Raw genomic sequence first — 25,234 nt, forward strand, 5'->3', positions numbered from 1 at the left:
AGGAGAACCCCATGGGTGTGTACACCACCACCGATCCGGCCACCGGGGAAGAGGTCGCACAGTACCCGGAGATCTCGGATGCCGAGTTGGACGAGCTCATCGGGCGCAGCGCCGCGGCGTACCGCTCCTGGCGCACGACGCCGTTGGAACAGCGACGGGCGGTTCTCGCCCGGGCCGCTGAGATCCACCGCGAGCGGGCCGACGAGCTGGCCGAGCTGCTCACCCTGGAAATGGGCAAGCCCATCACCCAGGCCAAGGGCGAAGTGGCGCTCGTGGCTTCGATCTATCAGTACTACGCGGACCACGCGGAGGAGTTCATGGCGGATGAGCCCCTCGAGATCGCCGGATCGGGTACCGCGGTCGTGCGCACCGAGGCGATCGGACCGCTCGTCGGGGTCATGCCCTGGAACTACCCCTACTACCAGGTGGCCCGCTTCGCCGCTCCGAACATCGCCCTGGGAAACACGATCATCCTCAAGCACGCGCGGAACTGCCCGCAGTCCGCGCTCGCGATCGAGCGGGTCCTGACCGAGGCCGGGTTGCCCGACGGGGTGTACCTCAACGCGTTCATCTCCTCCGCCCAGGTAGCTGCGGCCGTTGCGGATCCGCGCGTCCAGGGTGTGTCGCTCACCGGATCCGAGAAGGCCGGGTCCGCCGTCGGTGAGGTCGCCGGACGGCACATGAAGAAGTGTGTGCTGGAACTCGGAGGTTCGGACCCGTTCATCGTGCTCGGCGACGCCGATGTCGACGCGGCGGCCGCCGCCGCGGTCGTCGGCCGGCTCGGTAACGGTGGACAGGCCTGCACGGCGTCCAAGCGCTTCCTCGTGGAGGAACCGGTGTACGACGAGTTCGTACGCAAGTTCCTCGACGGGATGAACGCGTGGCAGCCCAGCGACCCGGCCAGCCCCGAGACGAAGCTCGGACCGTTGTCGTCGCGCTCGGCGGTCGACGAACTGGACGAGCTGGTGCAGGATGCCGTCTCGCGCGGCGCCGAGGTTCTGACCGGTGGCGACCCGCGGGACGAGAAGGGTGCCTACTATCCGCCCACGGTCCTGGTCGGTGTCACTCCCGACATGCGCGCCTACTACGAGGAGCTGTTCGGCCCGGTGGCGGTCGTGCACCGCGTCGGTTCTCTCGACGAGGCGATCGAGGCGGCCAACGATTCACCCTTCGGTCTCTCGTCCAGCGTGTTCACGTCGGACCCGCAGAAGGCCGACCGCGTGGCCGAGGAGCTCGAGACCGGCATGGTGTGGATCAACAGCACCAGCAAGAGTTCGCCGGACCTGCCGTTCGGCGGCGTCAAGCGCTCCGGTGTCGGACGCGAGCTGGCCCGATTCGGCTTCGACGAGTTCGCGAACAAGAAGCTCGTGAGAAACCCCGGGGGGAAGAAGTAGCCGGGCGCGCCCGTCACTGCCCGGGCGGCGGACCTGCCGGACGGCCGCCTCCCGGGCTTGCCCCCATCCCGCCCTGCGGGGGTACGTCGGACTGGACGTTCGCCGACTTCTCGGCGACACCGATCGTGATGTCGACGGCATAGCCGGCGTCGACGCTGCCCGTCACGGCGGCGAGTTCGGCGTCCCAGCCGTCTCCGAAGACGTTGTCGGAGTCGAGACTGATCTGTGCGAGGTTGCGGGTGCTCTGCGAATAGCCTTCGGCCTGCGCGTACACCGTCTCGCACACGTCCTGCGGCAACGCGATCTGCGAAGTGAGCCGGGCGTTGTCACCGGCGACGGCGACCTCGAGGGAGTCGTAGACCTCGAAGTGGATGTGTGGCCAGCGGCCCGAGTAGCAGGCCGGGAAGATCGACGTGAACGAGACGGTGCCGTCGGCCCCAGCCACCTGCACGCCGCGCAGGTAGTTCTGATCGGTGACACCCTCGCTGTAGAGCGAGTAGTTGCCGTCGCGGTCGCAGTGCCACAGGTAGACCGCCATGCCCGCACCGGCGGCGCAGTCGGCGGTCAGATCCTGCAGGTGCAGCGTGACGGTCGTCGGCACGCCCGCGGCGGTGCCGGTGTAGCTGCCGAAGCTGGTGGTGATGTCGCGCCGCACGATTCCCGATTCGATCAGGACGTTGGGTCCGTTGGATCCGTCGCCGGGGTACGGGCCGGCGGTCTCCTGCGGGGCGGCGGCCACGCACTCGCTCGCAGCGGTGGTCGTGCTCACCGGGGTGGTGGCCGACGCGGACGCCGAGGTGGACGTGGACCCACCCGTCGAGCATGCGGCGAGGGCGGCGGTGCTGGCCGCGCCGAAGACCGCGAGCATCCGGCGGCGCGACAGCATCGTCTTCAGGTCGTGCCCCAGCCCGAGGTCGTGCTCGTGCGGCTCGGCGCCGTCGGGGGTGTGCCGTGAACTCATACCGGTGTCCTCTCCGTTCATTCGGTCGAGTTCACGCTACGAAGCGATGCTGGGGAAATGGTGGGCTCGAGCTGTGAACCTGCTGGGACCGGAGCGGGGACGAGTGCAGCGATCGCCGGGCCGAGGGTCACCGAGCAGCTGACGGCTCCATCGCCTCGAGATGCGCTCCGATCCGAGAGCAGGCGAGGGCGTCGACCGCGCCTTCCTCTCACCGATCGACTCGACTTTCGATGGCCGGGTGGTTGACGGCGCGACCGGGTGAGCGGAGCCTGACGGGATGGCGAGACCGTTGCCGGAGTGGGAGCTGCTGATCCCCGGGGAGGGGCCGTATATCGGCACGATCCGGTGCGAGGACGCGGCCGGGCGGGAGGTGCCGAGTGCCGACGGTATCGGAGGCGGGGCGCACGCGTGGCGGGCGAAGTGCCTGCACTGTCCCTGGCTGGGTGAGACGGTGGTGCGGATCGGTGCGGGATCGGCACCGCGTCCGAGCTCCCGGACGGTGGACAGGCTCGAGGAGCAATGGGTACGGCACATCTACGAGGTGTCGGCGACGGCGGCGGTGCTCGATTCGCTCGAACAGCTCGACCGGTTGGCGGCCCGGCAGCAGGGGGTGACCGAGGTGCTGGACGACGGGGTGCGGCGTCTGCGCGCCGAGGGGGCGTCCTGGGCGCAGGTGGCGGAGTTGGTGGGAATGACGCGGCAGGCCGCGTGGGAGCATTGGGCGGACTCCTCCGCGGCACGTCGGCGCCGCCGGGGGTGACCCCTCGGAGAGGTGTCAGGCCTGTTCCGGAAGCTGTCGGGCCGGCCTGACAGGAAGATGTGTCAGGGAACCCTGTCGACTGCCGGGAGCTCGGAAGTGGCTACGGGCCGAGGAGCTGACTTCTACCGTCGAAGGCCCCGAACTTCGCACCGTCGGCTTCACACCGTCGACCGTTCCTTCGGCACCAGCAGGGCCAGCAGAGCGAGCAGGAGACCGCCGCCGACGAGATACAGCCCCCAGCGATCGGTGAGTAATTCGGCGTAGTTGTCGCGGACGAAGTCCCCGAAACTGTCGTCGAGTCGCCACAGCAACACGGCGGTGGTGCCGGTCCCGACGATCACGCCGAGCCACCCGACCGCGCGTGACCCCACCAGCGCAGCGATCAGCAGCAGGATCGCGGCCAGCAACAGCAAGGCCGTCATCGACTGGTAGAACCGCACGGCCTGAGTCTCGACTTGCTCGAAGGTGAACTCGGCGGGGAAGCCGTCGCGCAGATCCACCAGCGCGACATCGCTCGGCTGTATTCCGCCGACGAGGGGAAGGAAGGCCCCGACCGCTACCGCGATGGCACACGCGAATAGGACCAGATGGACGAAGGTGCGCATGAGTGTTCTCCTCTGTCGGCTGACGAGGTGCTCGGGTTCACAGTAGTCAGTGTGGGCTGTTGTTCTGGATGGATCGGGTCGTCGGGGTGACGGCGACGGCCAGTCGTCGGCGTGAAAGTGAAGACCTTGGGTGGCGCCGGCACGGGGACCGGCCCCTTGGTGCTCGCGCGGTGTCGCGCCAGTGTGCCGTTCGACGATCCTCAGGTGGGCGCGTGACGACCGTGCGTTCGAGGCTGACCCGGTGCCCGGCCTGCCCGGGAACGCAGGCAACGTCTCACCGCTGTGCGCGCGCAATGTCCGGACCCGGCCCACCGGTTCCGGTCGGCAAGAGGTCGGCGTCCCGACCGTGCCGACCTCTGTACGAATCGGGTCTGCCGTCGAGTTCGATTCCCGCTACCGAGTGCGGCGTCGCAGCGCGCCGCCGACCCCGAGCATCCCGAGCGGGCGCTGCGCCAGGCCCATGAGATACGCCGGTTCGCCGAGTTTCAGTCCCGGTTGCTCGCTCGCGCCGTCATCACCCGGCTGCGGCAGTATCTGCGGCAGCAGATCCACGCGCAGGCGATGAACCACCCTGATCCCGAGGCCCGGCAGGTCGCGGCGTGTTTCGCCGATCCGGTCGGGTTCACGACGCTGGGGGAGCAGCTGTCCCCCAGCGAGCCGGGGGCGTTGGCCGATCGGCTCGATGTGCTGACCACGGATGTGGTGGCCCCGCCGGTGCGGTTCGTCAAGACGGTCGGGGATGCGGTGATGCTGCTGTCGGCCGACCCGACGGCTCTGGCCACGGTAGCGATAGAGCTCCTTGCGGCCGCGCAACGGGCAGGGTCTGCCGCCGTTGCACGCCGGGATCGCGTGGGGCACGGCGGTGCGCAGTGCCGGCGACTGGATCGGGCGACCGCTCAGCCGGTCCAGCCGTATCGCCTCGGTCGCCGGACCGGACGAGGTGCTCGTCGACGGTGCGGGGATGCGCCGCCTGGACAGTGCGGCGGTGGCCGCGGAGCCGGCAGGTACCCGTTGAAGGGCTTCGCGGGCGAGCACGAGCTGTTTCGGCTCGGCGTGGTGGGAACGCCGGCCGGTGAGGGTGGACGCGAGCCTTCGTAGCGGCGGTTCCACCGTCACGGCGTAGCCGAGCACCGGATACCAGTGATGTGCCTCGCTTCTGGTGGCGGGTCTCATCACACGGAAGGGCGAGATTCATGGGAGCGCCGAGGAAGTATCCGGAGGATCCGAAGGAATGAGCGACGAGGTTGGAGATCGAAGCACGCCGCGAGCGGGGTCGAGAACGCGCTCAGGTACCGGCGCACGTCGGTGGGATCGGTCAGGCTGCGAGTCCAGGGGAGTTCCGAGAGCGGAGGCGTGCGCAGGCGCGGGCCGCTTAGCTGCCGCGGTGTGCGGTCACGCCGGGCCGGCCGTGGTGTCGTCCGCGGTGCCGGTCGTCCCGACTCGGGACAGCCGATGCGCATCGTGGGCGGGACGAATGGCTGCGACGGCATACACGCCGCACGCAATCATGACGACGGCGGCGAGGGTGAACGCGGTGCCGTATCCCGCCACGACCGTCGCTCCGCCGTCGACGATCCGGCCGGTCACGTACGGGGCGACGAGGCCGGGGAGGGTGCCGGTGGCGGCGAGGATGCCGAAGACGGCGCCGCGCTTGGCCGACGGCACGACCGCAGCCGCCGTCATGTAGTGGAGCGGGAATGCGACGGCCGAGCCGCTGAACGCGATTACGATGAGTACGAGCCGGATCGCGGACCCGTCCGCGAACGGGACGAGCACCATCGCGATCCCGGCGATCGTCACGGCGATGCCCTGCAATGCCCCGTGCGCCCAGCGCACCGACAGCCCTTTACGTAGGAGCAGGTCGGACAGCGGGGAGATGGTGAGCAGCAGCAACAGGCTCGTGCCGGAGATCGCGCTGATCACACCGGCGACATCTCCGGGCCCGAATTGCATTGTGGTGTGCAGGTATTCGGGGAGCCATGCGGAGTTGACCGCCATGGCCCAGTGTCCGCCGAATGCGCTCGCCGCGCTGCCGAGGAACGTGCCGCTCACCAGGATCTTCCAGATCTTCGGATTGCCCGCCGCACCCGACTTCCCGGTCGCAGCGCCGTGCCCGTGCCGAGTGTCCCGGTCGAACGGTCCGTCCTTGCCGATCGCGAGCCAGGCGATGCCCCACAACCCGCTCACGACGGCCAGTGCGATGAACGCGGCCCGCCAACCGTGATCACTGATGAGCCATGTCAGGAGGGGGGCGGCGATGAGGACTCCCAGGGCTGCACCACTGATCTGCAGGGCCGACGGCAACCCGCGCTTGTGCGGCGGGAACCACTTGTACAGGGCGTGCATGGACATGGGCGTGGCCGGGCCCTCCGCAGCGCCGAGGAGGACCCGGCCCGCCACCAGCGCCGGGACGGTGGCGACGAGCAGCACCGGAATCTGGGCGACGGTCCACATCATGGCCATCGAGAACAGCAGGAGCCGGCTCGAGACGCGGGCGGAGACGAAACCGACGACGATGCCGGCGATGCTGTAGAGCAGGTAGAACGAGCTGGCGATCAGTCCGAACATGCTGCGGTCGATTCGGAACTCGCTCATGATCGGCACCGCCGCGAGACCGAGGACGGCCTTGTCGCCGAAGTTGATGATCATGAAGAAGACGATCATCACGAGGACGGCGAGGGCGCGTCGACGGGTGTACCCGGGCGGGTTCACGTCCGATGTCGTGGCAGTCGGACTGGGGGTTCGAATGGTCGCCATGCATCCTCCTCGGCTCGTCCCGATCCTCGATCGGTGGCCCGGTCGTCTGGTAATCCGATCGGCATCGGGCTCGCGTTCGTCGTCGGTGGCCCGACGGAAGGGCGGCGCATTCCGGCCGATCGTCACGAGGTGTCGAAGTCGTACACCGTCCCGTGTTGCACTCAGCTTACTGTGACGAGCGTCGCATCGCAAGGAAGCTGTCAATGAAAATGGTTATGGAACAACAGCTTTCATTCGACCGAGTATCCTGGGGGTGACGATCGGGAAGGCCGGATCGAATCTGTCGCGCAGGTCGAACGGCACCCGCCACGCCGCAACGTCACCGGATACGTGGACGTGGTCTGCGGCCTCGGCGTCGGCTGTGGTGAGTGCCCCGAGCACCAGCCGCGCCAGCACCGGTCGCGACAGCACGACGGTCGCGTCCACGTCGGCGCGCTGCGGACGGCGGCTGTGGACCAGCACGCCGTGGCGCACCAGAACGAAGATCCGCTCCTCGCCGTCCACATCGAGTGCCACATGGGCGTCACATGCGGCGGCTGCTGCGCCGTCGAGCCGGACCGCCAGGTGGTCGAGCAGCATCTCGGTGGTCATCGCCGTGAGCATGTCGCCACGCGCCCCACCGCCCCCGCCGTAGGCGACGCCCGAGCGTAGTTCCTGCGCACCTGTCAGGTAGAAGTTTCGCCACGAGGCCGCCTCCGCCTGGTACCCGAGCTGCTCGAACGCGTCGGCCTGCAGGGCGCGCGCATCCTCGTTCTCCGGGTCGGCGAAGACGACCCGGCCGACCACTTCGGCGACCCACCGGTAGTCGCCGGCCTCGAACGACGCCCATGCCTTGCGGAGCACCTCGTCCGCACCACCCATGAACTCCACGTACCGCTCCGCCGCCGCGGTGGGTGGATGGGGGTGCAGGTTCGCCGGGTTGGCGTCGAACCAGCCCAGGTACTTCTGGTAGACCGCCTTGACGTTGTGTTCGAGGGTTCCGTAGTAGCCGCGGTTGGACCAGTAGTTCGCCAGGGCGGGCGGAAGTTCGAGTCTCTCCGCGATCTCGGCCGCGTTCAGTCCCCGCGCCGCCCACCGCAACGTCTCGTCGTGGATGAAGCGGTACAGATCGCGCTGCTTCTCCATGAATTCGCGGATCGTCGCGCGTCCCCATGCCGGCCAGTGATGGCTGATGAACAGCACATCGGTCCGGTCGCCGAAGAGATCGAGGGCGTCGCGGATGTAGTCGCTCCACGCTGCGGCATCGCGTACCTGAGCGCCGCGCAGGGTGTAGAGGTTGTGCATGTTGTGGGAGACGTTCTCTGCCATGCACAACGCCCGCAGGTCCGGAAGGAAGAAGTTCATCTCCGCCGGAGCCTCGCTGTCCGGGGTGTACTGGAAGACGATCCGCACCCCGTCGAGCACCATCTCGGTACCCGTCTCGGCGACGAGGTCGGTGGGAGCGAGCAGCGTCGGTGCACCGTCGGCGAGTGCGGCTCCGAGGCCGACCGAGACGACACCCCGGTCGTCCGCCGGGAGGAGCGAGCCGTACATGTACTGCGCGCGCCGCTTCATCGCGTTGCCGGCGTGGACGTTCTCGCTGACGGTGTGTTCCATGAAGCCCGACGGCGCGACGATCCGCACGTCGCCACGGGCCACCTCCTCGGCCGACACCACACCCTTGACCCCACCGAAATGATCGGTGTGGCTGTGGGTGTAGACGATCGCACGGATCGGCTTGTCCCCGAGGTGTTCTCGGGCGAGTCGCATGCCGGCTGCGGCGGTCTCCGGGATGAGCAGCGGATCGATCACCACGTATCCGGTGTCTCCCTCGACGATCGTCATGTTCGCGATGTCGAAGCCACGGATCTGATGGATGCGATCGGTGACCCGGAACAGGCCGTGCTGCACGGTGAGTTGCGCCTGCCGCCACAGACTGGGGTTGACGGTCTCGGGGCAGTCGCCGTCGAGGAAGTCGTACCGGGTCAGATCCCATACCACCCGGCCGTTCTCGGCGCGGATCACCGGCGGGTCGATCGTGGCGACGAATCCGCGGCGAGCGTCGTCGAAGGAACGCCGGTCGGCGAAATCCAGTGTGCTCAGCACGGCCCGATTGGCCGCCGCGGTCGCGGGGGTGGCCGCCTTCGGACTCGACAGTGGGCTGGTCATGCCGTTCCCTTCCCGCCGGCCGGCTGTGCGAGCAACTGCTTGGCGATCCCGTTCTTCTGGATCTCGGACGACCCGGTCAGGATGCGGAACATGCGCAGCCGCCGGAACAGCCATTCGACCTCGGCGCCGCGGACCATGCCCGCCTTGCCGTGGATCTGCACGGCCTCGTCGGCGATGCGGAAGGCGTGCTCGGCAACGAACAGCTTGCACATGAACGCCTCGACGCGCGGCGGTGTACCGGCGTCGAGCGCGGCGAGGGCGTCGTAGGTCATGCTCCGGGCCGCGTAGTAGTCGGTGGCCATGTCGGCGATCTTGTGCTGGATCGACTGCAGTGCCGCCAGGGGCGCGCCCTGCACGTGCCGCGTCTTCGCGAAGTCGACGGTGAGTTCCAGCGCGCGCCGCGCGCTGCCCAGCACCGTCGGGCAGTGCAGCAGCCGGTTGACGGTCACGCGTCCCAACCCGATTCGCAGACCGTCACCGACGGAGCCGAGCAGCTGCTCGGGCCCGACGTAGCAGTCGTCGAGGACGATGTCGCTCTCCACGTGCTGGCCGGACATCGGCAGGTCGCCGTCGACGACGGTGCAGCCGGGGGAGTCGAGGTCGACGAGGAAGGCCGAATAGACCTCGCTGTCACCGGTGGGCGCCATTCGCGCGACGAGCACGGAGAAGTCGGCGAACGGACCGGCCGAGGAGAACACCTTGCGGCCGGTCAAACGCCAGCCGTCCCCGTCGGGGGTGGCGACGGTGCGCATCCGTCGGACGTCGGATCCCGCGTCCTCCTCGGTCAGCGAGAAGCAGCACGCCCGCTCGCCGCGCAGCACCGGCATCAGGTACTTCTCGAGCTGGTGGTCCGTGGCCACGCCGAAGATCGACCCGACGCGGAGCGGCCCGCCCATGTCACCGAGGACCGAGTGGGCGAGAATCCGGCCGCTGGCCCCCACCTCCTCCTTGAGGACGGCGAGTTCGGTGTAGGACAGGGCCTGACCGCCCAGGGCCGGGGGCAGATGGATCCCGTAGAACCCGAGTTCGCGGCTGCGCCGCCACACCGGTTCGAGTTGCTCACGGGTGTACCGAGTTTCCGGTCCCAGGCCGAGTCGGTGTTCGTACTCGGCGAGTTCGCCGTCGAGGTAGTCCCGCAGGCGCGGAACCAGCGTCGCGAGCCGCGGATGGTCGTCGTAGGACGGGGTGAGGGTGAACGACATGAAGTGTCCTTGTCAGTGAACGCGGTCAGTGAACGTGGCGCTCGGCGCCGGACCAGTAGGCGTCGCGCACGGCGCGGCGGTCGACCTTGCCGTTGCGGTTGATCGGAAGGGACTCGACGAAGTCCACCGAGCGTGGTTTCTTCATCCCGGCGAGCCGCTGGGCGCAGTGGTCGATCAGTGCGGCTTCCGTCGGCTCGATGCCGGGGCGCGGCACGACGACGGCCTTCACGGCCTCGCCCCACCGCTCGTCGGGGACGCCGACGACGCAGACCTCGGACACGTCGGGGTGCTCGTACAGGGCGGCCTCGACCTCGCTGCAGTAGATGTTGAACCCGCCGGAGATGATCATGTCCTTCTTGCGGTCGACGATGAACAGGTAGCCGTCGTCCCTCAGGCGCCCGATGTCGCCCGTGTGGACCCATCCGTCGCGGAAGGTCTCCGCCGACAGTTCCGGTTCGTGCCAGTATTCGTGCACGCAGTCCGGGCCGCGCACGACGATCTCACCGAGTTCGCCTGCCGGCACGGGCCGGCCTTCGTCGTCGACCACCCGGACTTCGGTGTCGAACACCGCGCGTCCGCACGACAGCAGGAGCTCGGGGTCGGAACCGATTCCTCGCTGTACATCGTCCGGCGTGAGTACCGTTATCCCACTCGTTGTTTCAGCCTGACCGTACCCCTGGGCGACGACCGGTCCGAACAGGTCGACGGCGTCCCGCAGGCGCTGCGGGGAGACGGGCGCCCCACCAATACGCACACATCGGAGGCTCGAGTAGTCGGTGGTGGCGGCCTCCGGGTGGTCGAGCACCAGATTGAGCATGGTGGGCACCATGAATGTCGAGGTGATGCGCTCGGACTCGAGGGTGCGCAGGAACAATGCGGTGTCCCAGTGCGGGAGGATCACGACGGCCGATCCCCGGGAGAGGGAGGCGAGCAGACCCATACCCGAGGCGTGGGTGATCGGTCCGGGCGCGAGGTAGCGCTCGCCGACGCCGAGCGAGCTGTCCGGGGTCATCAGCCGCTTGCGCATGTTGGCCAGGCGGTTGCCGTGGGTCTGCACCGCGGCCTTGAGTTTTCCGGTCGAGCCGGAGGTGAAGTTCAGGACTGCGGGGACTTCGGGATCGACCTCGATCGCTACCGGGCGCTCGTCGCCCTCGGCCAGCAGGTCGCTGTAGCGCACCGCGTCGTCGCAGCTGTCGTCGTAGTCGACGACCGTGCAGCCCGTGCCTGCGTCGGCGACGATCTTCAGTGCGGTCTCGACGTGCTCGGCGTCGACGAACAGCAAGCGCACGGCCGCGTCCCGTAGGACGTGGGCGACCTCGGCGGCCCCGAGTCGCGCGTTGATCGGCACGCGGAGCAGCCCGGCCTTGCACAGGGCCATCTCGGTCTCCACCAGTTGCGGGCGGTTGCCGGCGAAGGTGGCCACCGCGTGTGCCGGTTCGAGTCCCCGTCCGATCAGTGCCGAGGCGAGCCGGTTGGTGGAGTCCTCCAGGCGGCGGTATGTCCAGCGCTCGTCGCCGCACACCACGGCCTCGTGGTCGGGCCAGTACGTACTGCTGCGGCTGAGATAGATGCCGAGGTTCATTTCCGCTCCTTCGCGGACAGAGTGACTGTTATTGGACACGATGTATGGAACTGGTGTCGGTGTCAAGGCTTGCGCTAGCATGGTCGTCCTGGTAGCGGGAAGGGAGCCGACAATGGCAGCGGAAGACCGCCGGGTGCGTCGCACCAAGCGACTGTTGCGCGATGCGCTCGTGGCTCTCGTGCTCGAGCGCGGCTACGGCGCCGTCACCGTCGAGGACATCACCGAGCGAGCCGACCTGAGCCGCGCCACCTTCTACGGTCACTACACCGACAAGGACGACCTGTTCGGGCAGATCGTCGCGGATCTCATCGCGGAGTTGAACGAGCGGTTGCGCCCGCTCGTCACGGACTCGTCTGCCGGGTTCACCGGCAAGCCGGTCCTGGAGATGTTCCGCCACGCCGCCGAGGAGCGCGACGTGTACCGGGTGATCCTGCGCGGGGAAGGCGACGGCCGTGCCCTGCGCGAGTTCATGGACGACCGCAGCGAGGTCGTCGCACGAATCTTCCGTAAGCGTGCGGACGCCCACGGTGTGACCCCGCGCATCGACGTCGACGTTCTCGCCCGGGCCTGGGTCGGCGAGCAGATCTCGGTCCTGCGATGGTGGATCGAGTCGGACCCGCCCGTCCTTCCTCTCGAGGACGTCACGCACATGCTGCTGGACCTGTCCCTACGCGGCCGGTACTGGGCGAACGGCTTCGACGGACCGCCGCCCGGCGCCTGATCTCCCGCCGGTTGCCGGTCGACAGGGCGCGACGAGGGCAGCTCCGCATGCACGTACCGTCGCACGGCCGCCTCGTCGTCGGGGCGGGGCCGAGGGCAGGGCCGGGCACCGTGGCAGGACTGATGAGCGAGCGTGCCACCCACCGGGCGGCCTCGTCGAAATCGCCGTCGCCTCGGACCTCGCCCCGGCGGTTGGCCGCGACGACGAACTCGAGCCGGAACGCCGCGGGCCGGGGACGAGTGCGCGGATACCCGCGCCGGCGCATGCCTCGAACTCGGCGGACCGAGCGGGCGGTCTCGCTCAACGGGACTGCGCCCGGGGCCGATCGGCACCGCTCATAGCATCCGCGCCATGACCGCAACCATCGGCACCGACGTGCACGCGCTGCTCGAGAACCAGCAGAAGCAGTTTCGCGCACGACGGACCAGCTCCGCGGCGGAGCGCCGCGCCCGGATCCAGCGGGTGATCGACATGCTCGTCGCCCGGCGCGGACAGATCGTCGAGGCGATCGACGCCGACTTCGGCGGCCGACACCCGGGATACTCCACCGTCAACGACGTGCTCGGTTCGCTGGCCGCGCTGAAGTACTCGCGCGATCACCTCGAGAAGTGGATGCAACCCGAGCAGCGGTCGGCCTTCGCCCCGTACGACCAGCTGGGTGCCACCGCCTCGGTGCAGTACCAGCCGAAGGGCTCGGTGGCGATCATCGGCACCTGGAACGCGCCGGTGTTCACCCTGCTCAGCCCGCTCGCCGGGGTGCTGGCAGCCGGGAACCGGGCTGTGCTCAAGCCGTCCGAACTCGTCCCCCGCACCGCGCAGGTGCTGGCCGAGGCGGCCGCCGAGTTCCTCGACCCCGTCGACGTCGCGGTCGTCACCGGTGGTCCCGACGTCGCGCAGACTCTCACGGCGTTGCCGTTCGACCACATCGTGTTCACCGGCGGTCAGGCCGCGGGCCGCTCGGTGCTGGAGAACGCCGCCCGTAACCTGGTGCCCGTCACGCTCGAGCTCGGCGGCAAGTCCCCGACGATCGTCGGGCGTTCGGCCGATCTCGCCGCCGCCGCGCACCGGATCGCGGTCGGCAAGGCCACCAATGCCGGTCAGCTGTGCGTCAACCCGGACACCGTGTACGTCCCCTCGGAGAGCCTCGAGGCGTTCGTCGCCACGGTCCGCGAGTCCTACCTCGAACTGCTGCCCACCGCCACCGGCAACGCCGACGCCACAGCTGTCGTCACCGATCGGCACGCCGCACGCATCGACGGCTACATCCGCGACGCCGAACAGCGGGGGGCGCGCATCGAGACCGTGCCCGCGGAGCCGATCGACGCGACCGACCGGCGCCGCCCGCTGCGGCTGGTCGTCGACCCGCCGGCGGCCGCGGCGATCTCGCAGGAGGAGATCTTCGGACCGGCCATGGTGGTGCGCACCTACGACGATCTCGCGGACGTGATCGCGCAGATCAATGCCGGGCCGAAACCGCTGGCCCTGTACTACTTCGGCCGGGACGCCGACGAGCAGCGCACCGTGGTCGAGTCCACGACCTCCGGGGGCGTGACGATCAACGACGTGATGATGCATCCGGGCATGCTCGATGCACCGTTCGGCGGGGTCGGCGCCTCCGGCACGGGGCACTACAACGGCCGCGAGGGATTCCTCGAATTCAGCCACGCCCGAACGGTGTTCGTCGCACCCGACCTGGATCCGCGCCGCGAGTGGGGGATGCTGCCGCCGTACGGCGACGGCTACCGGGCCGCGATGGATGCCCAGGTCACCCCCTGACACCGGACCGAACCCGACGCCGTCCCACACCCCGGAGGAACCCGATGAGAACCCGCGGCGCGATCATCCGCCAGGCACCCGGCACGTACGAGATCGCCGACCTCGAACTGGACGAGCCGCGGCGCGGCGAACTGACGGTGAAGATGGTGGCGGCGGGACTGTGCCACTCCGACGACCACATCGCCACCGGTGACCACGCTGTCGGCAGTTACCCGATCTGCGGCGGTCACGAAGGCGCCGGCGTCGTCGTGCAGGTCGGGCCGGAAACATCGGGCTGGAGCGAAGGCGACCACGTCGTGTTCTCGTTCCTCGCCGCGTGTGGCCGGTGCCGGTGGTGCGCCAAGGGACTGCAGAACCTGTGCGATCGGGGTGCGGCGATCATGACCGGGAGCCGGCCCGACGACCCGTCGAGCTTCCGGCTCAGCCTCGACGGGGCGCCGGTCGCGCAGACCTGCGGCCTGTCCACCTTCAGCGAATACACCACGGTGAGCGTCGATTCGGCGGTCAAGGTCGACCAGGACCTGCCGCTGGACAAGCTGTGCCTGCTCGGCTGCGGTGTCGGCACCGGCTGGGGCGCTGCGGTCAACTCCGCCGCGGTGTATCCGGGGCAGACCGTGATCGTGCAGGGCGTCGGCGGGATCGGGATCAACGCCGTCCAGGGCGCCGCCCACGCCGGCGCGGCCCGGATCATCGCCGTCGACCCGGTGCCGTTCAAGCGGGAGAGCGCGTTGCGGTTCGGCGCGACGCACGCTGTCGCCGATATGGCCGAGGCGACGGAGATCGCCCGCTCCTTCACCGACGGTCAGGGTGCCGACGCCGCGATCGTGACCGTGGGTGTCACGACCGGCGAGCACATCGCGCAGGCGTTCGCCGCGATCCGCAAGGCCGGCACGTGCGTGGTCACCGGTCTCGGTGCGATGACCGACGTGGGGATCCCGATCAGTCCGATGGAGCTGGTGCTGTACCAGAAGCGGCTGCAGGGTTCGCTGTTCGGCGCCTCCGCCCCGACTGCCGACATCCCGTGGATGATCGAGCTGTACACCTCCGGCAAGCTGAAGCTCGACGAACTGGTCACCGCCACCTACAAGCTCGACGACATCGCACAGGGGTTCACCGATATGCACGAGGGACGGAACCTGCGCGGGATCGTCGTCTTCTGATCGACACGAGGTCCTGAGATGGAAGTGGTGGCATCGCTGCCGGCGGACACGCCGCTGAGCCGGGTGGCCGAGCGGGTGCGCCGGATCGAGGCCCTCGGCTACGACACCGTGCACGTGTCGGAGACGGTGCGCGACCCGTTCGCGGTGTGCGCGCTGGCGCTCGAGCACACGTCGCGGCTGACGGTGCGGACCAGCATGGTGGTGGCGTTCGCCCGCAGCCCGATGGTCACCGCGTACTCCGCCTGGGAGCTGGCCCGCTTCTCCGGGGGCCGTTTCCAGCTCGGGATCGCAACGCAGGTCCGCGGCAACATCGTGGGCCGCTTCTCGATGCCCTGGAGCGACCCTGCTGCGCAGCTGCGTGACTACCTCGACTCCCTACGTGCGATCTTCGATGCGTTCGCCACCGGAGTGCCGTTGTCGCACAGCGGAACTCATTACAAGTTCGACCGATTGCAGCCGTACTTCCGGCCGGGTCCGCTCGACGTCGCGGCCCCGCAACTGTGGACGGGTGGGGTCAACCGGCGCATGTGCGTGCTCGCCGGGGAGCGATCCGACGGCTTCGTCACCCACCCCACGAATTCGCATCCGATGTTCCTGCGCGAGCGGGTGCTGCCGGCGCTGCGTGAGGGCGCCGCCCGCACCGGCCGGGACGACGGCGGTCCCCGCATCGTGGTGGTGCCCAAACCGATCACCGGACGCGACGACGCCGCCGTCGCCGCCGCCACCGACGCCGCACGCTCGGAGTTCGCGTTCCTGTACTCCACCCCCGCCTACCGGCGCACCCTGGAGATGCACGGTCTGGCCGGCCTCGGCGAACGGCTCGGTGCGCTCGCCCGGGATCAGCGCTGGGCCGAGATGGCGCCGCTGATGACCGACGACGTCCTGCATGCCCTCGTGCCGTGCGGCACCTACGCGCAGCTGCCGGAGGTCCTCGGCTCCTGGTACGGCGGGCTGTGCGCCGGCCTGTCGATCGACCCGCCTGCCGAACCGTCGGGTGACGACGACTTCGCGCGCCTGCTCGATCGTCTCCGCGTGCTGCCGGAACGCCGCCCGGCTCAGGATCGCTGAGGCGGACGCGGCAGGAACTCCGGCGCGCGGACCGGTGACGGCAGTGCGGCAACTGCGGACCGGCGCGCCGACACCGAAATCATGCCCATCCGGCAGCGCCGCGATGGACAATGACGGCCAGGGACCCGGATCCGGGGGAGGGATCGTCGATGACCGAGCAGGACGGCGCGACTCCGGGTGAGCCGCCGGACCGGCAGCCGGTGGGGGCCGGGTCGCTCGTCGCGGACGGACGCTACCGGCTGGTGGACGGGGCCGGGACCACGGTCGGCCTGCAGTGCTGGCGCGGACACGACACGGTCATGAATCGCACCGTCGCGCTGAGTCGCCCCGCGCCCGGCCGGCGACGACGGTGCCTTCTTCCACGCGTTGTGCGTGCGCACGGCCTCGGCTGCGTTCGCCCGGGTGGGGTCGGCGGCCCGGGTCTTCGACGTCGCCGATGACGCCGCCCGCTGCGTGGTCGTGTCCGAATGGACGCCGGGCCGGTCGCTGCACGACGTCGCCGCGGACCGTCCCGATCCGGCCGTCGCGGCGCGCACGGTGCTCCGACTGGCCGAGGCGGTGCGCACCGCGCACCGGCAGTCGACGATCCTGGGCCTCGACGACCCCGTGCGCATCCGGGTCGACGAGTCCGGCGCCGCGGTCCTGGCCTTCCCCGCGACGCTGCCCGGTGCGGACGAGACGACCGATGTCGCCGGTCTCGGCGCGGCCCTGAAGTGCATGCTCGGAGACCGGGGTAGTGCACCGGCGATGCGGGCACTGGCCGACGAGGCGGTCGACGGAAGTGTGCGGACCGCAGCAGTGTTCGCCGAGCGACTGGGGCGGCTGCTGCCGGGGGCACCGCCGGACCGTCCGGAACCGGTGGCCCGGATCGCGGCGCCCGTACGGGAACCGAAACCGTCCCCGGCCACCACCGCCCGGCGCAGCGCAGCGGTGCCGGCAGTGGTGGCGCTCGTGGGCGTGGCGTGCCTCGCCGCGGTCGGCTGGGTGGCCGGCACCGCGCTGAGCGGACCGCGTGCCGAGTCGGCGGCGCCGACGACGCTTCCGGTGATCGTCGCCGCGTCGCCGCCGACGGTGGGCGGGACCACCGTCCCCGTCGTGCCCCGCGCGGTGCGTGCCCATGCGCAGGAAGGCGCGGCGGACAACGCCGTGACGGCGGACCTCGCGGTCGACGGGAACCCGAACACGGCGTGGAGCACCGAACTGTATCCGCGTCAGCTCCCCGCGGGACGGGCCGGACTGGGCCTGACCGTCGCGTTCGCGCAACCGGTGCGGCTCGGTGAGGTGTGGATCGACAGCCTCAGCGCCGGTACGCACGTCGAGATCCGGACTGCACCGGACGGGGGCGGTCCGCTCCACCTGTCGCAGGTGGTGGGCACCGCCACGCTCGACGAGGGCATCACGCGCATCCCGGTGGCGGCGACGGCGGCCCCGATGTCGGAGGTGCTGGTGTGGATCACCCGGCTCGGACCGGCCGGCGACCGCTTCCGCACGTCGCTGTCCGAGGTGGGGTTCACGACCTTCGACGGGCCGTGAGCGTGGGCCGTCCGTCGCGAGGGATCAGTCGCGGGCGCAGATGTGCCGGATCAGCACGTGCGACCCGTACAGGACGCGCGCGCGGGCCAGCAGGGCCGTGTGCACCTGCTCCTCGGTCACGCCCGTCGGCAGGGTCAGGACCAGGGGATCGAGACGGCGGTCCGGATCGGTGGGGTCCTCGACGAGGCAGGTCCAGTCGAACGTTCCACCATCGCGTCTGCGGGCCAGTTCGATCCGGGCGGCGTGGACCTGTTCGCTCCGCTCGGGCACGGCGTCCGTGGGGTTCTCCTCCACCAGCCGGTCCAGATGCTCGTCCGACCACCTGTGCACACCGAAGCTCTGCCGTCCCGGATCCATCTCGCCACGCCTTCCCGCGGTGCTTTCCCGGTCGCTCGGCCGTGATTATCCCACTCGCGCAAGGATCGAGCACGTGGTTACCCGAGTCGATCCGGGAGAGCGGGCGTCGGCCGAATCTGTGGCGCCGGAGAACCCGGTCCACCACGATGAGTGCACACCCCGCGCGTCGACTCGAAGGACGGTCCCGCTGATGAGTACTCCCGAGCTGGCCCGGCAGGCCTCGCAGTTGCGCGCGGATCTGCACGCGTTCGACCGGCGGATCCAGGAGCTGAGCGAGGAGTTCGGGCGGATCGACCGGCATTCCCACGGCGACTCCGCCGAGGCTGCGCTCCTCGAGATCCTCGACCTCCTGGCCGACGCGCGCCTCGATCTGCGCAGCGTCGACCGGCACCTCGAGACGACGGTCCGGCACGCGGAAAGCCTGCACTGACCCACCGGGACCGCCCACGGGCGGTGGGGTCGGTGAACTCGCGGTCGGCCCACAGGCGTCGGGTATCGCGGTGGGTTTCGGCAGACGACCGGAGACAAGGAGGCCGAGCAATGCTGCAGCCGAGTTCGACGTCGTCGTCACGTCCGTGTCCGTGGTCGCCGCGGGTGTGCTCGGGGCGATCATCACGCTGTCCGCGGTCGACGAACTGCTGCCGGGGTATCAGCCCGTCGCGTCCTGGGCCGCGGGCGTGGGCCTCGCCCATGCGGGGTGGTGGCTCGCGGCGGGGTTCGCCGCGATCCGGGTTGCGGCCGCGGTGACGCTGTGGACGCGCCGAGGCTCCGCGGTCGTGAGCTGATCGCGGCAGAGGCATCCGGGGATATTCCATAATTCCGTAGAATGTTGTAACGGTACGTCCCGACAGGTCCCGGAAGGCGCTCATGAACACCTCCACGCCCCCCACCGTCCCGCTCGACCAGCAGATCGGACTGGGCCTGCGCCGCAACCTTGCCCAGTTCACGCTGCTGGTGGTCGTCAACGCGCTCGTCGGCGGCATGCTCGGCCAGGAACGCACCGTGCTGCCGCTGCTCGCAGAGGAGGAGTTCGGCATCCGCGCCTACACCGCCGGGCTGTCGTTCATCCTGGTCTTCGGCCTGTCGAAGGCGATCACCAACTACTTCGCCGGGACCTTCTCCGACCGGTACGGGCGCAAACCGGTGCTCGTCGCCGGCTGGCTGGTCGCCCTCCCGGTCCCGCTGCTGCTCATCTGGGCACCCTCGTGGGGCTGGGTGATCTTCGCCAACGTGCTGCTCGGCATCAGCCAGGGACTGACCTGGTCCACCACCGTGGTGATGAAGATCGACCTCGTCGGCCCGGCCCGACGGGGATTCGCGATGGGACTGAACGAGGCCGCCGGGTACGCCGCGGTCGCCGCAACCGCGCTGGCCACCGGGTACCTGGCCGAGGCCTACGGTCTGCGGCCCGCGCCGTTCCTGCTCGGCATCGCCTTCGCAGCCCTCGGTCTGGGACTGTCCACCCTCGCCGTGAAGGAGACCCGCGAACACGCGCGTCTCGAAGCCGTCGGCCACGTCGCCCGCGCCGACGGACGCCACGACCACCTGCACGACAAGCTCACCGACCGGCAGGTACTCGTCCAGACCAGCTTCAAGGAACCGGCCCTGTCCTCGGCCAGCCAGGCCGGGCTCGTCAACAACCTCAACGACGGACTCGCCTGGGGCCTGTTCCCGATCCTGTTCGCCGCGGCCGGCCTGTCCGTCGGCCGGATCGGCGTCCTCGCCGCGCTGTACCCGGCTGTGTGGGGAGTCGGCCAGCTGGTCACCGGGGCACTGTCGGACCGGTGGGGCCGCAAGTGGATGATCGTCGCCGGCATGTGGCTGCAGGCGCTCGCCCTGGCCGTCATCGCCGTCTCGGACTCCTTCCTGCCGTGGGCGATCGCCGCGGCCGCGCTCGGCGCGGGCACCGCGCTGGTCTACCCGACCCTGCTCGCCTCGATCGGCGACGTCGCGCATCCCGCCTGGCGGGCCCGGTCCGTGGGCGTGTACCGGCTCTGGCGCGACGGCGGATTCGCCGCCGGCGCCCTGCTGGCCGGTATCGTCGCCGACGCGTTCGGCATCCACGCCGCCGTGTGGGTCGTGGCCGCGCTGACCGCCCTGTCCGGACTGATCGTCGCGGTGCGCATGTACGAAACGCATCCCCGGCCCACCCGCACCCCACAGGAAGGACCCACCCGTGGCTGACCGAGCCGCCAAGGACGCGCTGTACACCGAGTTCGCCGCCGTCGGCAAGGTGCTGGGCAACCCGGCACGTCTGGAACTGCTCGACCTGCTCGCGCAGGGACCGCGCAGCGTCGACGAGCTCGCCACTGCCGCCGGCCTCGGCGTGAGCACCTGCTCGGCGCACCTGCAGACCCTGCGCGCGGCCGGGCTGGTGCGGTCCCGCCGCGACGGCAAACGCATCTTCTACTCGCTCGCCGGGGACGACGTCGCCGAACTGTGGGACACCCTGCGCCGCGTGGCCCAGCTACACCGCCCGCACACCGAACTCGCCCGGCGCGCCTACCTCGGCCCGGACGACACCACCGCCGTCGACACCGAGGAACTGCTGCACCGCCTCGCGACGGGCGAGGTGGTCCTGCTCGACGTGCGGCCCGCCGCCGAGTACGCCGCGGGGCACCTGCCGGGCGCACTGCACGTGCCACTGGACGAGCTGACCGAGCGGCTCGCCGAACTGCCGGCGGACCGGGAGATCGTCGCCTACTGCCGCGGCCGGTACTGCGTGCTCGCCCACGACGCCGTCCGGCTGCTGCGCACCCACGGCGTGCCCGCCCGGCGCGCCGCCGACGGTGTGCTCGAGTGGCGACTCGCCGGGCTGCCCGTCGACTCCGACGTCGCCTGACCGACTCCGCGACGTTCGCCTCCGGTTCGATTCGCGGTCACCCGCCGTCCACGGAACCGGGCTTTCCGGCACCTACGGTCCGGAGGACCCGACCGCATCGATGGAGGTATCGGAAACCGTGACGACGGCACCACTGAATCGCCGGGGATTCCTCGGGCGCACCGCACTGGCCGGACTCGGCGTGGCCCTCGCCGGCAGCGTCGAGGCCCTCGTCCGTCCCGGACTCGCGTCCGCAGTGCCGGGCGGGGCGATCGGGTACGGTCCGCTCGTCCCGGATCCCCAGCGCATTCTCGCTTTGCCCGTAGGCTTCTCGTACACCGTGGTGTCCCGCTCCGGGGAGACGACCCTCGACGACGGCACGCCCGTCCCCAGCGACCCCGACGCCAACGGGGTGTTCGCGCACGGCAACGGCTCCACCATCGTCACCAACCACGAGATCGGCAAGGACGAGCCGTTCGGGGTGCCCGTCGTCGACGGTCTGACCTACGACCCCGGCGCGCGCGGCGGCACCACCACCGTCACCGTGGGGCCGAACGGGCAGCGCACCGGCCAGTACGTCAGCCTCGCCGGGACCGTGAACAACTGTGCCGGCGGCATCACCCCGTGGGGCACGTGGCTGACGTGCGAGGAGACCGAGGACCGGGCCGGTTCGAAGGGATTCACGCTCGATCACGGCTACGTCTTCGAGGTCGATCCCGCGAGTCAGGACGCCAACCGCGGCAGAAGCCCGGTGCCGCTGAAGTTCCTCGGCCGGTACGCGCACGAGGCCGTCGCCGTGGACCCGGCCACCGGCGCGATCTACCTCACCGAGGACGCCGACGAGCCCAACGGCCTGTTCTACCGGTGGACCCCTCCGCAGGGTTTCCGGGCCGGCCCGGGCGCCCTGCGTGAACTCGCCCAGTCGCCCGGCGGTGACACCGCGGGCAGCCTGCAGGCGATGGTCTGCTTCGACGGCGGCGCGCACGTGCCCGACCTGTCGCAGGCCACCGAGCCGGGTGTGCGCTACGCCGTGCAGTGGGTCGACGTCCCCGACCGCGATGCCGCCACCACCCCGGTACGCGAACAGTTCTCCGCCGACGAGGTGACCCGCAGCCGCAAGCTCGAGGGTCAGTGGTGGGGCGACGGCGGCGCCTACTTCGTCGCAAGCTACGCCCGAACCAGCGACGGCAGCGTCGCCGAACACGACGGCCAGGTGTGGTTCTTCGATCCGGCCTCGCAGACGGTGACGCTGAAGACGCTGTTCGGGGTCAACCCCGACCCGTCCGTGGACACCGGCAACTACGACGGTCCCGACAACATCACCGTCTCGCCGTACGGCGGGGTGATCCTTGCCGAGGACGGCGACGGCATCAGCCACCTCATCGGCGTCACCGCCGAGGGCCGGCCGTTCACGATCGCGCGCAACGAACTCAACGACAGCGAGTTCTGCGGGCCGGCCTTCAGCGCCGACGGCAGGACCCTGTTCGTCAACATCCAGTCACCCGGCCTGACCCTCGCGATCACCGGGCCGTGGCGTCGCCCGATCGGCTGAGTCGCCTCACGCGGACCACGACCGCCAGCGCAGCCCGTCGATCCGGAGCACCGGTCCCGACGGGCGCGCCGCGCGGTACTGCGCGTACTTGACGGCCAGCGCGTCGAGACCCCACGAGCCGAGCTCCGAGCGTGGGTCGTGGACGGTGGCGGTGCCGTCGAGACGGATCCACCACAGCCGCGACCAGTCGTCGTCGTAGTGGTCGACGAGCACGGCCACCCGCGGGTCGTGCTCGATGTTGCGCAGGCGCCGCAGCCGTCGCGTCGTCTTCGGCTTGTCGTCGACGCAGGTGTAGAGCGCGTCGTCGACGAGCGCGAACACGATCGGCACGAGGTGCGGCCGTCCGTCCGGCCCGGTCGTGGCCAGCCGGGCGACGCGGGCGGCGGTGACGAGAGCACGGGCGTCCACGTCGTTCACGGTAGGCCCACGCCGGGGATCATCTCCCGGGGGTCATCTCCTCGGTCCGGGCATGCCCCGGTCGGGGCCGAACCGTGAGCCCGTGATTCCCGGGGGTACCGGCCGCCAGTTGTACAGGTTGTGCGGCGGCGGAGATTCGAGGTCGGCGCAGGCCTCCTGCGCCCAGGTCTCCGCCTCCGGGCCCGGCCCGAAGTCGATGCCGAGCGACGGATCGTGGGTGCCGATCACCCACCGGTGACCGTCGGGAGTCGCGTGGATGCGGTAGCGCCGGATCGTCGCGGGGTCGGGGAGAGGTGCCATGCGGACCGGTTTCCCCGCCGCCCGGCAAATCATGTCGGCAAGATGCGATTCCGGCCCGCGCGCCGCTCAGGTGGTGCCGAGGCGCTGCGGCCGGGCGCCGTCCGCCTCCGCCCGCAGCACGTCGAGTACGACGCCGCCGTCGACGGTCTCCTCCTCGACGAGGATCGCGGCCAGCCGGTCCAGCGCCGCCCGGTGCTGCGTCACGAGCGCGACGGCCCGTTCCTCGGCGGCCCGCAGCAGCCGGGCGACCTCGCGGTCCACGAGCTGCTGGGTGTGTTCCGAGTAGGGCCGCACGAGGCTGCGCTCACTGGTGTCGGCATGCAGATAGTTGGGGTCGCCGGAGCCGTACCCCACCGGGCCGAACGCCTCGGACAGCCCGAATTCCCGCACCATGCGCACGGCGATGCGGGTCGCGCCGCTCAGATCGTCGGCGGCGCCGGTCGATCCCTCCCCGAACACCACGAGTTCCGCGGCCCGCCCACCGACCCGGACGGTGAGCAGATCGTCGAGATACCCCTCGCTGTAGAGGTGCCGTTCGACCTCGGGTAGCTGCTGGGTCGATCCCAGCGCCATGCCGGCGGGCAGGATCGTCACCTTCGCCACCGGGTCGGCGTGCGGGCACAGGGCGGCGAGCAACGCGTGACCCGATTCGTGGACCGCCACCGAGGTCCGTTCCTCGGGGAGCAGGGCATTGGCGCTCTCGCGGCGCCCGAGCAGCAGGCGGTCACGCGCGGACGACAGGTCGTCGGCGCAGATGACGGTGCGGTCGTCCCGGACGGCGTTGATGGCGGCCTCGTTGACCAGGTTCGCCAGGTCCGCACCCGAGAAGCCGGGGGTGGCCCGTGCGAGCACGTTCAGGTCGACGTCAGGTCCGAGGTGTTTGCCCTGCAGGTGCACCGCCAGGATCGCGGCCCGTTCCGACTGGGTGGGCAGGGGGATCACCACCGTGCGGTCGAACCGGCCCGGCCGCAGCAGGGCCGGATCGAGCGCTTCCGGGCGGTTCGTCGCTGCCAGCACCACGATGCCGACGCTCTGGTCGAAGCCGTCCATCTCGGCCAGCAACTGGTTGAGCGTCTGTTCCCGCTCGTCGTTCCCGGCATAGGTCCCCACGCCCCGCTTGCTGCCGATGGCGTCGATCTCGTCGATGAAGATGATCGACGGCGGGCTCTTGCGGGCCTGCTCGAACAGGTCCCGCACGCGGGAGGCGCCGACACCGACGAACATCTCCACGAACTCCGAGCCGGTGACGGACAGGAAGCGCACCTCCGCCTCACCCGCCACCGCGCGGGCCAGCAGCGTCTTGCCGGTGCCCGGCGGGCCGATCATCAGCACCCCGCGGGGGCCCTTCGCGCCGGCGGCCGCGTACTTCTCCGGATCCCGCAGGAAGTCGACGACCTCGCTGACCTCCTGCTTGACTCCGTCGTACCCGGCGACATCCGCGAAGCGAGTCGTCGGCCGGTTCGCCTCGATGACCCGGGCCTTCGAGCGGCCGAACGCGCCGATGCCCCCGATACCTCCGGTGCCGCCGCTGAAGGCGCGCTGCGCCCGGCGGCCGACCCACAGCAACAGCCCCGCGAACACGACGAAGGGCAGCATGCTGAGCAGAATCGCAGCCCACGGGCTGTCGTCGGTCTGTTCCGCGCTGACCTGGACCTGCTTCGCCCGCAGCTTCGCGTCGAGCCCCGCGAGGTTCAGTGCGGTCGGCAGCTGGGTGACGAATTCCGTTCCGTCCGAGAGGGTTCCGTAGGCCGATCCGCGGTCGTCGATCGTCACCTGCTGGACGGTGCCGGCGTCGACCCGGTCCACGAAGTCGCTGTAGGACAGGGTGCTCGACGTCGGGGTCTGCAGCGCCAGGGCGACCACCAGACCACCGAGCAGGACGGCGACGGCCACCAGCTGCCACCACAGACCCGACGACGGCGCCGGTGGAGGCGGCGGGTCCGGCGGAGGTCCCGATCGCGCCGACCGTGAGAGATGAACGGAGAAGAACTTCGTCCGCGTGATCATCCGGTGCTCCCCTGACCTGGCTGTGTCGGGTCCACGGTATCCGGACGCGCGGAGGTCTTCACCAGGGATCGACGACGGAACGGCAACCGTGGTGGGGGACCCCCCGGGGGTGG

23 protein-coding genes are annotated in these 25,234 nt (G+C 70.2%); 12 read left to right on the forward strand and 11 right to left on the reverse strand.

The window, feature by feature from the left end:
* Positions 1 to 11: 11 nt before the first annotated feature.
* Positions 12 to 1,394, forward strand: a complete 1,383-nt coding sequence (locus tag QYS60_RS01975; RefSeq protein ID WP_371382277.1) for an NAD-dependent succinate-semialdehyde dehydrogenase — start codon at positions 12 to 14, stop codon at positions 1,392 to 1,394.
* Between the two features lie 13 nt (positions 1,395 to 1,407).
* Here the strand turns inward: QYS60_RS01975 and QYS60_RS01980 are convergent, their stop codons facing one another.
* Complete coding sequence (locus QYS60_RS01980; protein WP_371382278.1) at positions 1,408 to 2,355, reverse strand: intradiol ring-cleavage dioxygenase; 948 nt, start codon at positions 2,353 to 2,355, stop codon at positions 1,408 to 1,410.
* Positions 2,356 to 2,632: 277 nt separating this feature from the next.
* On the opposite strand from QYS60_RS01980, the gene QYS60_RS01985 reads away from it, so the two are divergent.
* Complete coding sequence (locus tag QYS60_RS01985) at positions 2,633 to 3,115, forward strand: hypothetical protein (RefSeq protein WP_371382279.1); 483 nt, start codon at positions 2,633 to 2,635, stop codon at positions 3,113 to 3,115.
* A 158-nt stretch (positions 3,116 to 3,273) separates the two neighbouring features.
* Here QYS60_RS01985 and QYS60_RS01990 read toward each other — a convergent pair whose 3' ends face one another.
* The 6 genes from QYS60_RS01990 to QYS60_RS02015 form a co-directional block, all read right to left on the reverse strand.
* A complete protein-coding gene (locus QYS60_RS01990) occupies positions 3,274 to 3,720 on the reverse strand; it encodes a hypothetical protein (RefSeq protein ID WP_371382281.1) in 447 nt (148 codons plus the stop codon).
* Positions 3,721 to 4,113: 393 nt separating this feature from the next.
* On the reverse strand, positions 4,114 to 4,893 hold the full coding sequence (locus QYS60_RS01995) for a hypothetical protein (RefSeq protein ID WP_371382282.1): 780 nt from the start codon (positions 4,891 to 4,893) through the stop codon (positions 4,114 to 4,116).
* A gap of 219 nt (positions 4,894 to 5,112) precedes the next feature.
* A complete protein-coding gene (locus QYS60_RS02000) occupies positions 5,113 to 6,477 on the reverse strand; it encodes an MFS transporter (RefSeq protein WP_371382283.1) in 1,365 nt (454 codons plus the stop codon).
* 213 nt (positions 6,478 to 6,690) lie between these two features.
* A complete protein-coding gene (locus tag QYS60_RS02005; RefSeq protein ID WP_371382284.1) occupies positions 6,691 to 8,625 on the reverse strand; it encodes an alkyl/aryl-sulfatase in 1,935 nt (644 codons plus the stop codon).
* Positions 8,622 to 9,827, reverse strand: coding sequence for an acyl-CoA dehydrogenase family protein (locus tag QYS60_RS02010; RefSeq protein ID WP_003934656.1), 1,206 nt, complete (start codon positions 9,825 to 9,827; stop codon positions 8,622 to 8,624). The genes QYS60_RS02005 and QYS60_RS02010 overlap by 4 nt, the downstream gene beginning before the upstream one ends.
* 25 nt (positions 9,828 to 9,852) lie before the next feature.
* Positions 9,853 to 11,409, reverse strand: a complete 1,557-nt coding sequence (locus QYS60_RS02015) for a long-chain fatty acid--CoA ligase (protein ID WP_371382285.1) — start codon at positions 11,407 to 11,409, stop codon at positions 9,853 to 9,855.
* Positions 11,410 to 11,521: 112 nt separating this feature from the next.
* On the opposite strand from QYS60_RS02015, the gene QYS60_RS02020 reads away from it, so the two are divergent.
* From QYS60_RS02020 to QYS60_RS02040, 5 genes are all read left to right on the forward strand, one after another.
* Positions 11,522 to 12,130 (forward strand): TetR/AcrR family transcriptional regulator, encoded by a 609-nt coding sequence (locus QYS60_RS02020; RefSeq protein ID WP_371382286.1) that lies wholly within the window; start codon positions 11,522 to 11,524, stop codon positions 12,128 to 12,130.
* Between the two features lie 351 nt (positions 12,131 to 12,481).
* Positions 12,482 to 13,906, forward strand: a complete 1,425-nt coding sequence (locus QYS60_RS02025) for an aldehyde dehydrogenase family protein (protein ID WP_371382287.1) — start codon at positions 12,482 to 12,484, stop codon at positions 13,904 to 13,906.
* Positions 13,907 to 13,950: 44 nt separating this feature from the next.
* Positions 13,951 to 15,066, forward strand: coding sequence for an NDMA-dependent alcohol dehydrogenase (locus QYS60_RS02030; RefSeq protein WP_371382288.1), 1,116 nt, complete (start codon positions 13,951 to 13,953; stop codon positions 15,064 to 15,066).
* An 18-nt stretch (positions 15,067 to 15,084) separates the two neighbouring features.
* A complete protein-coding gene (locus QYS60_RS02035) occupies positions 15,085 to 16,134 on the forward strand; it encodes a TIGR03617 family F420-dependent LLM class oxidoreductase (RefSeq protein ID WP_289381844.1) in 1,050 nt (349 codons plus the stop codon).
* Positions 16,135 to 16,506: 372 nt separating this feature from the next.
* Entirely contained in the window at positions 16,507 to 17,667 is a 1,161-nt protein-coding gene (locus QYS60_RS02040) for a hypothetical protein (RefSeq protein WP_371382289.1), read from the forward strand.
* A 24-nt stretch (positions 17,668 to 17,691) separates the two neighbouring features.
* Here the strand turns inward: QYS60_RS02040 and QYS60_RS02045 are convergent, their stop codons facing one another.
* Positions 17,692 to 18,024 (reverse strand): hypothetical protein, encoded by a 333-nt coding sequence (locus QYS60_RS02045; protein ID WP_289381847.1) that lies wholly within the window; start codon positions 18,022 to 18,024, stop codon positions 17,692 to 17,694.
* A 190-nt stretch (positions 18,025 to 18,214) separates the two neighbouring features.
* Here QYS60_RS02045 and QYS60_RS02050 point away from each other — a divergent pair, with 190 nt between their 5' ends.
* The 5 genes from QYS60_RS02050 (at position 18,215) to QYS60_RS02070 (ending at position 22,397) form a co-directional block, all read left to right on the forward strand.
* Positions 18,215 to 18,454, forward strand: coding sequence for a hypothetical protein (locus tag QYS60_RS02050; protein WP_003934644.1), 240 nt, complete (start codon positions 18,215 to 18,217; stop codon positions 18,452 to 18,454).
* A 70-nt stretch (positions 18,455 to 18,524) separates the two neighbouring features.
* The gene (locus QYS60_RS02055) at positions 18,525 to 18,809 is read left to right on the forward strand and encodes a hypothetical protein (protein WP_371382290.1); all 285 of its coding nucleotides are present in this window, start codon (positions 18,525 to 18,527) and stop codon (positions 18,807 to 18,809) included.
* An 82-nt stretch (positions 18,810 to 18,891) separates the two neighbouring features.
* Positions 18,892 to 20,208 (forward strand): MFS transporter, encoded by a 1,317-nt coding sequence (locus QYS60_RS02060; protein WP_371382291.1) that lies wholly within the window; start codon positions 18,892 to 18,894, stop codon positions 20,206 to 20,208.
* Entirely contained in the window at positions 20,201 to 20,866 is a 666-nt protein-coding gene (locus QYS60_RS02065) for a metalloregulator ArsR/SmtB family transcription factor (protein WP_289382261.1), read from the forward strand. The genes QYS60_RS02060 and QYS60_RS02065 overlap by 8 nt, the downstream gene beginning before the upstream one ends.
* A 118-nt stretch (positions 20,867 to 20,984) precedes the next feature.
* Positions 20,985 to 22,397 (forward strand): alkaline phosphatase PhoX, encoded by a 1,413-nt coding sequence (locus QYS60_RS02070; protein ID WP_371382292.1) that lies wholly within the window; start codon positions 20,985 to 20,987, stop codon positions 22,395 to 22,397.
* A 6-nt stretch (positions 22,398 to 22,403) separates the two neighbouring features.
* Here QYS60_RS02070 and QYS60_RS02075 read toward each other — a convergent pair whose 3' ends face one another.
* From QYS60_RS02075 to ftsH, 3 genes are all read right to left on the reverse strand, one after another.
* A complete protein-coding gene (locus QYS60_RS02075; RefSeq protein ID WP_371382293.1) occupies positions 22,404 to 22,814 on the reverse strand; it encodes a TIGR03668 family PPOX class F420-dependent oxidoreductase in 411 nt (136 codons plus the stop codon).
* Between the two features lie 33 nt (positions 22,815 to 22,847).
* Entirely contained in the window at positions 22,848 to 23,114 is a 267-nt protein-coding gene (locus QYS60_RS02080) for a hypothetical protein (RefSeq protein WP_371382294.1), read from the reverse strand.
* A 66-nt stretch (positions 23,115 to 23,180) separates the two neighbouring features.
* Entirely contained in the window at positions 23,181 to 25,121 is a 1,941-nt protein-coding gene (gene ftsH / locus QYS60_RS02085) for an ATP-dependent zinc metalloprotease FtsH (protein WP_371382295.1), read from the reverse strand.
* Positions 25,122 to 25,234 lie beyond the last annotated feature (113 nt).

The organism is Rhodococcus sp. GXMU-t2271 (assembly GCF_041414735.1).
Lineage (GTDB): Bacteria > Actinomycetota > Actinomycetes > Mycobacteriales > Mycobacteriaceae > Rhodococcus > Rhodococcus indonesiensis.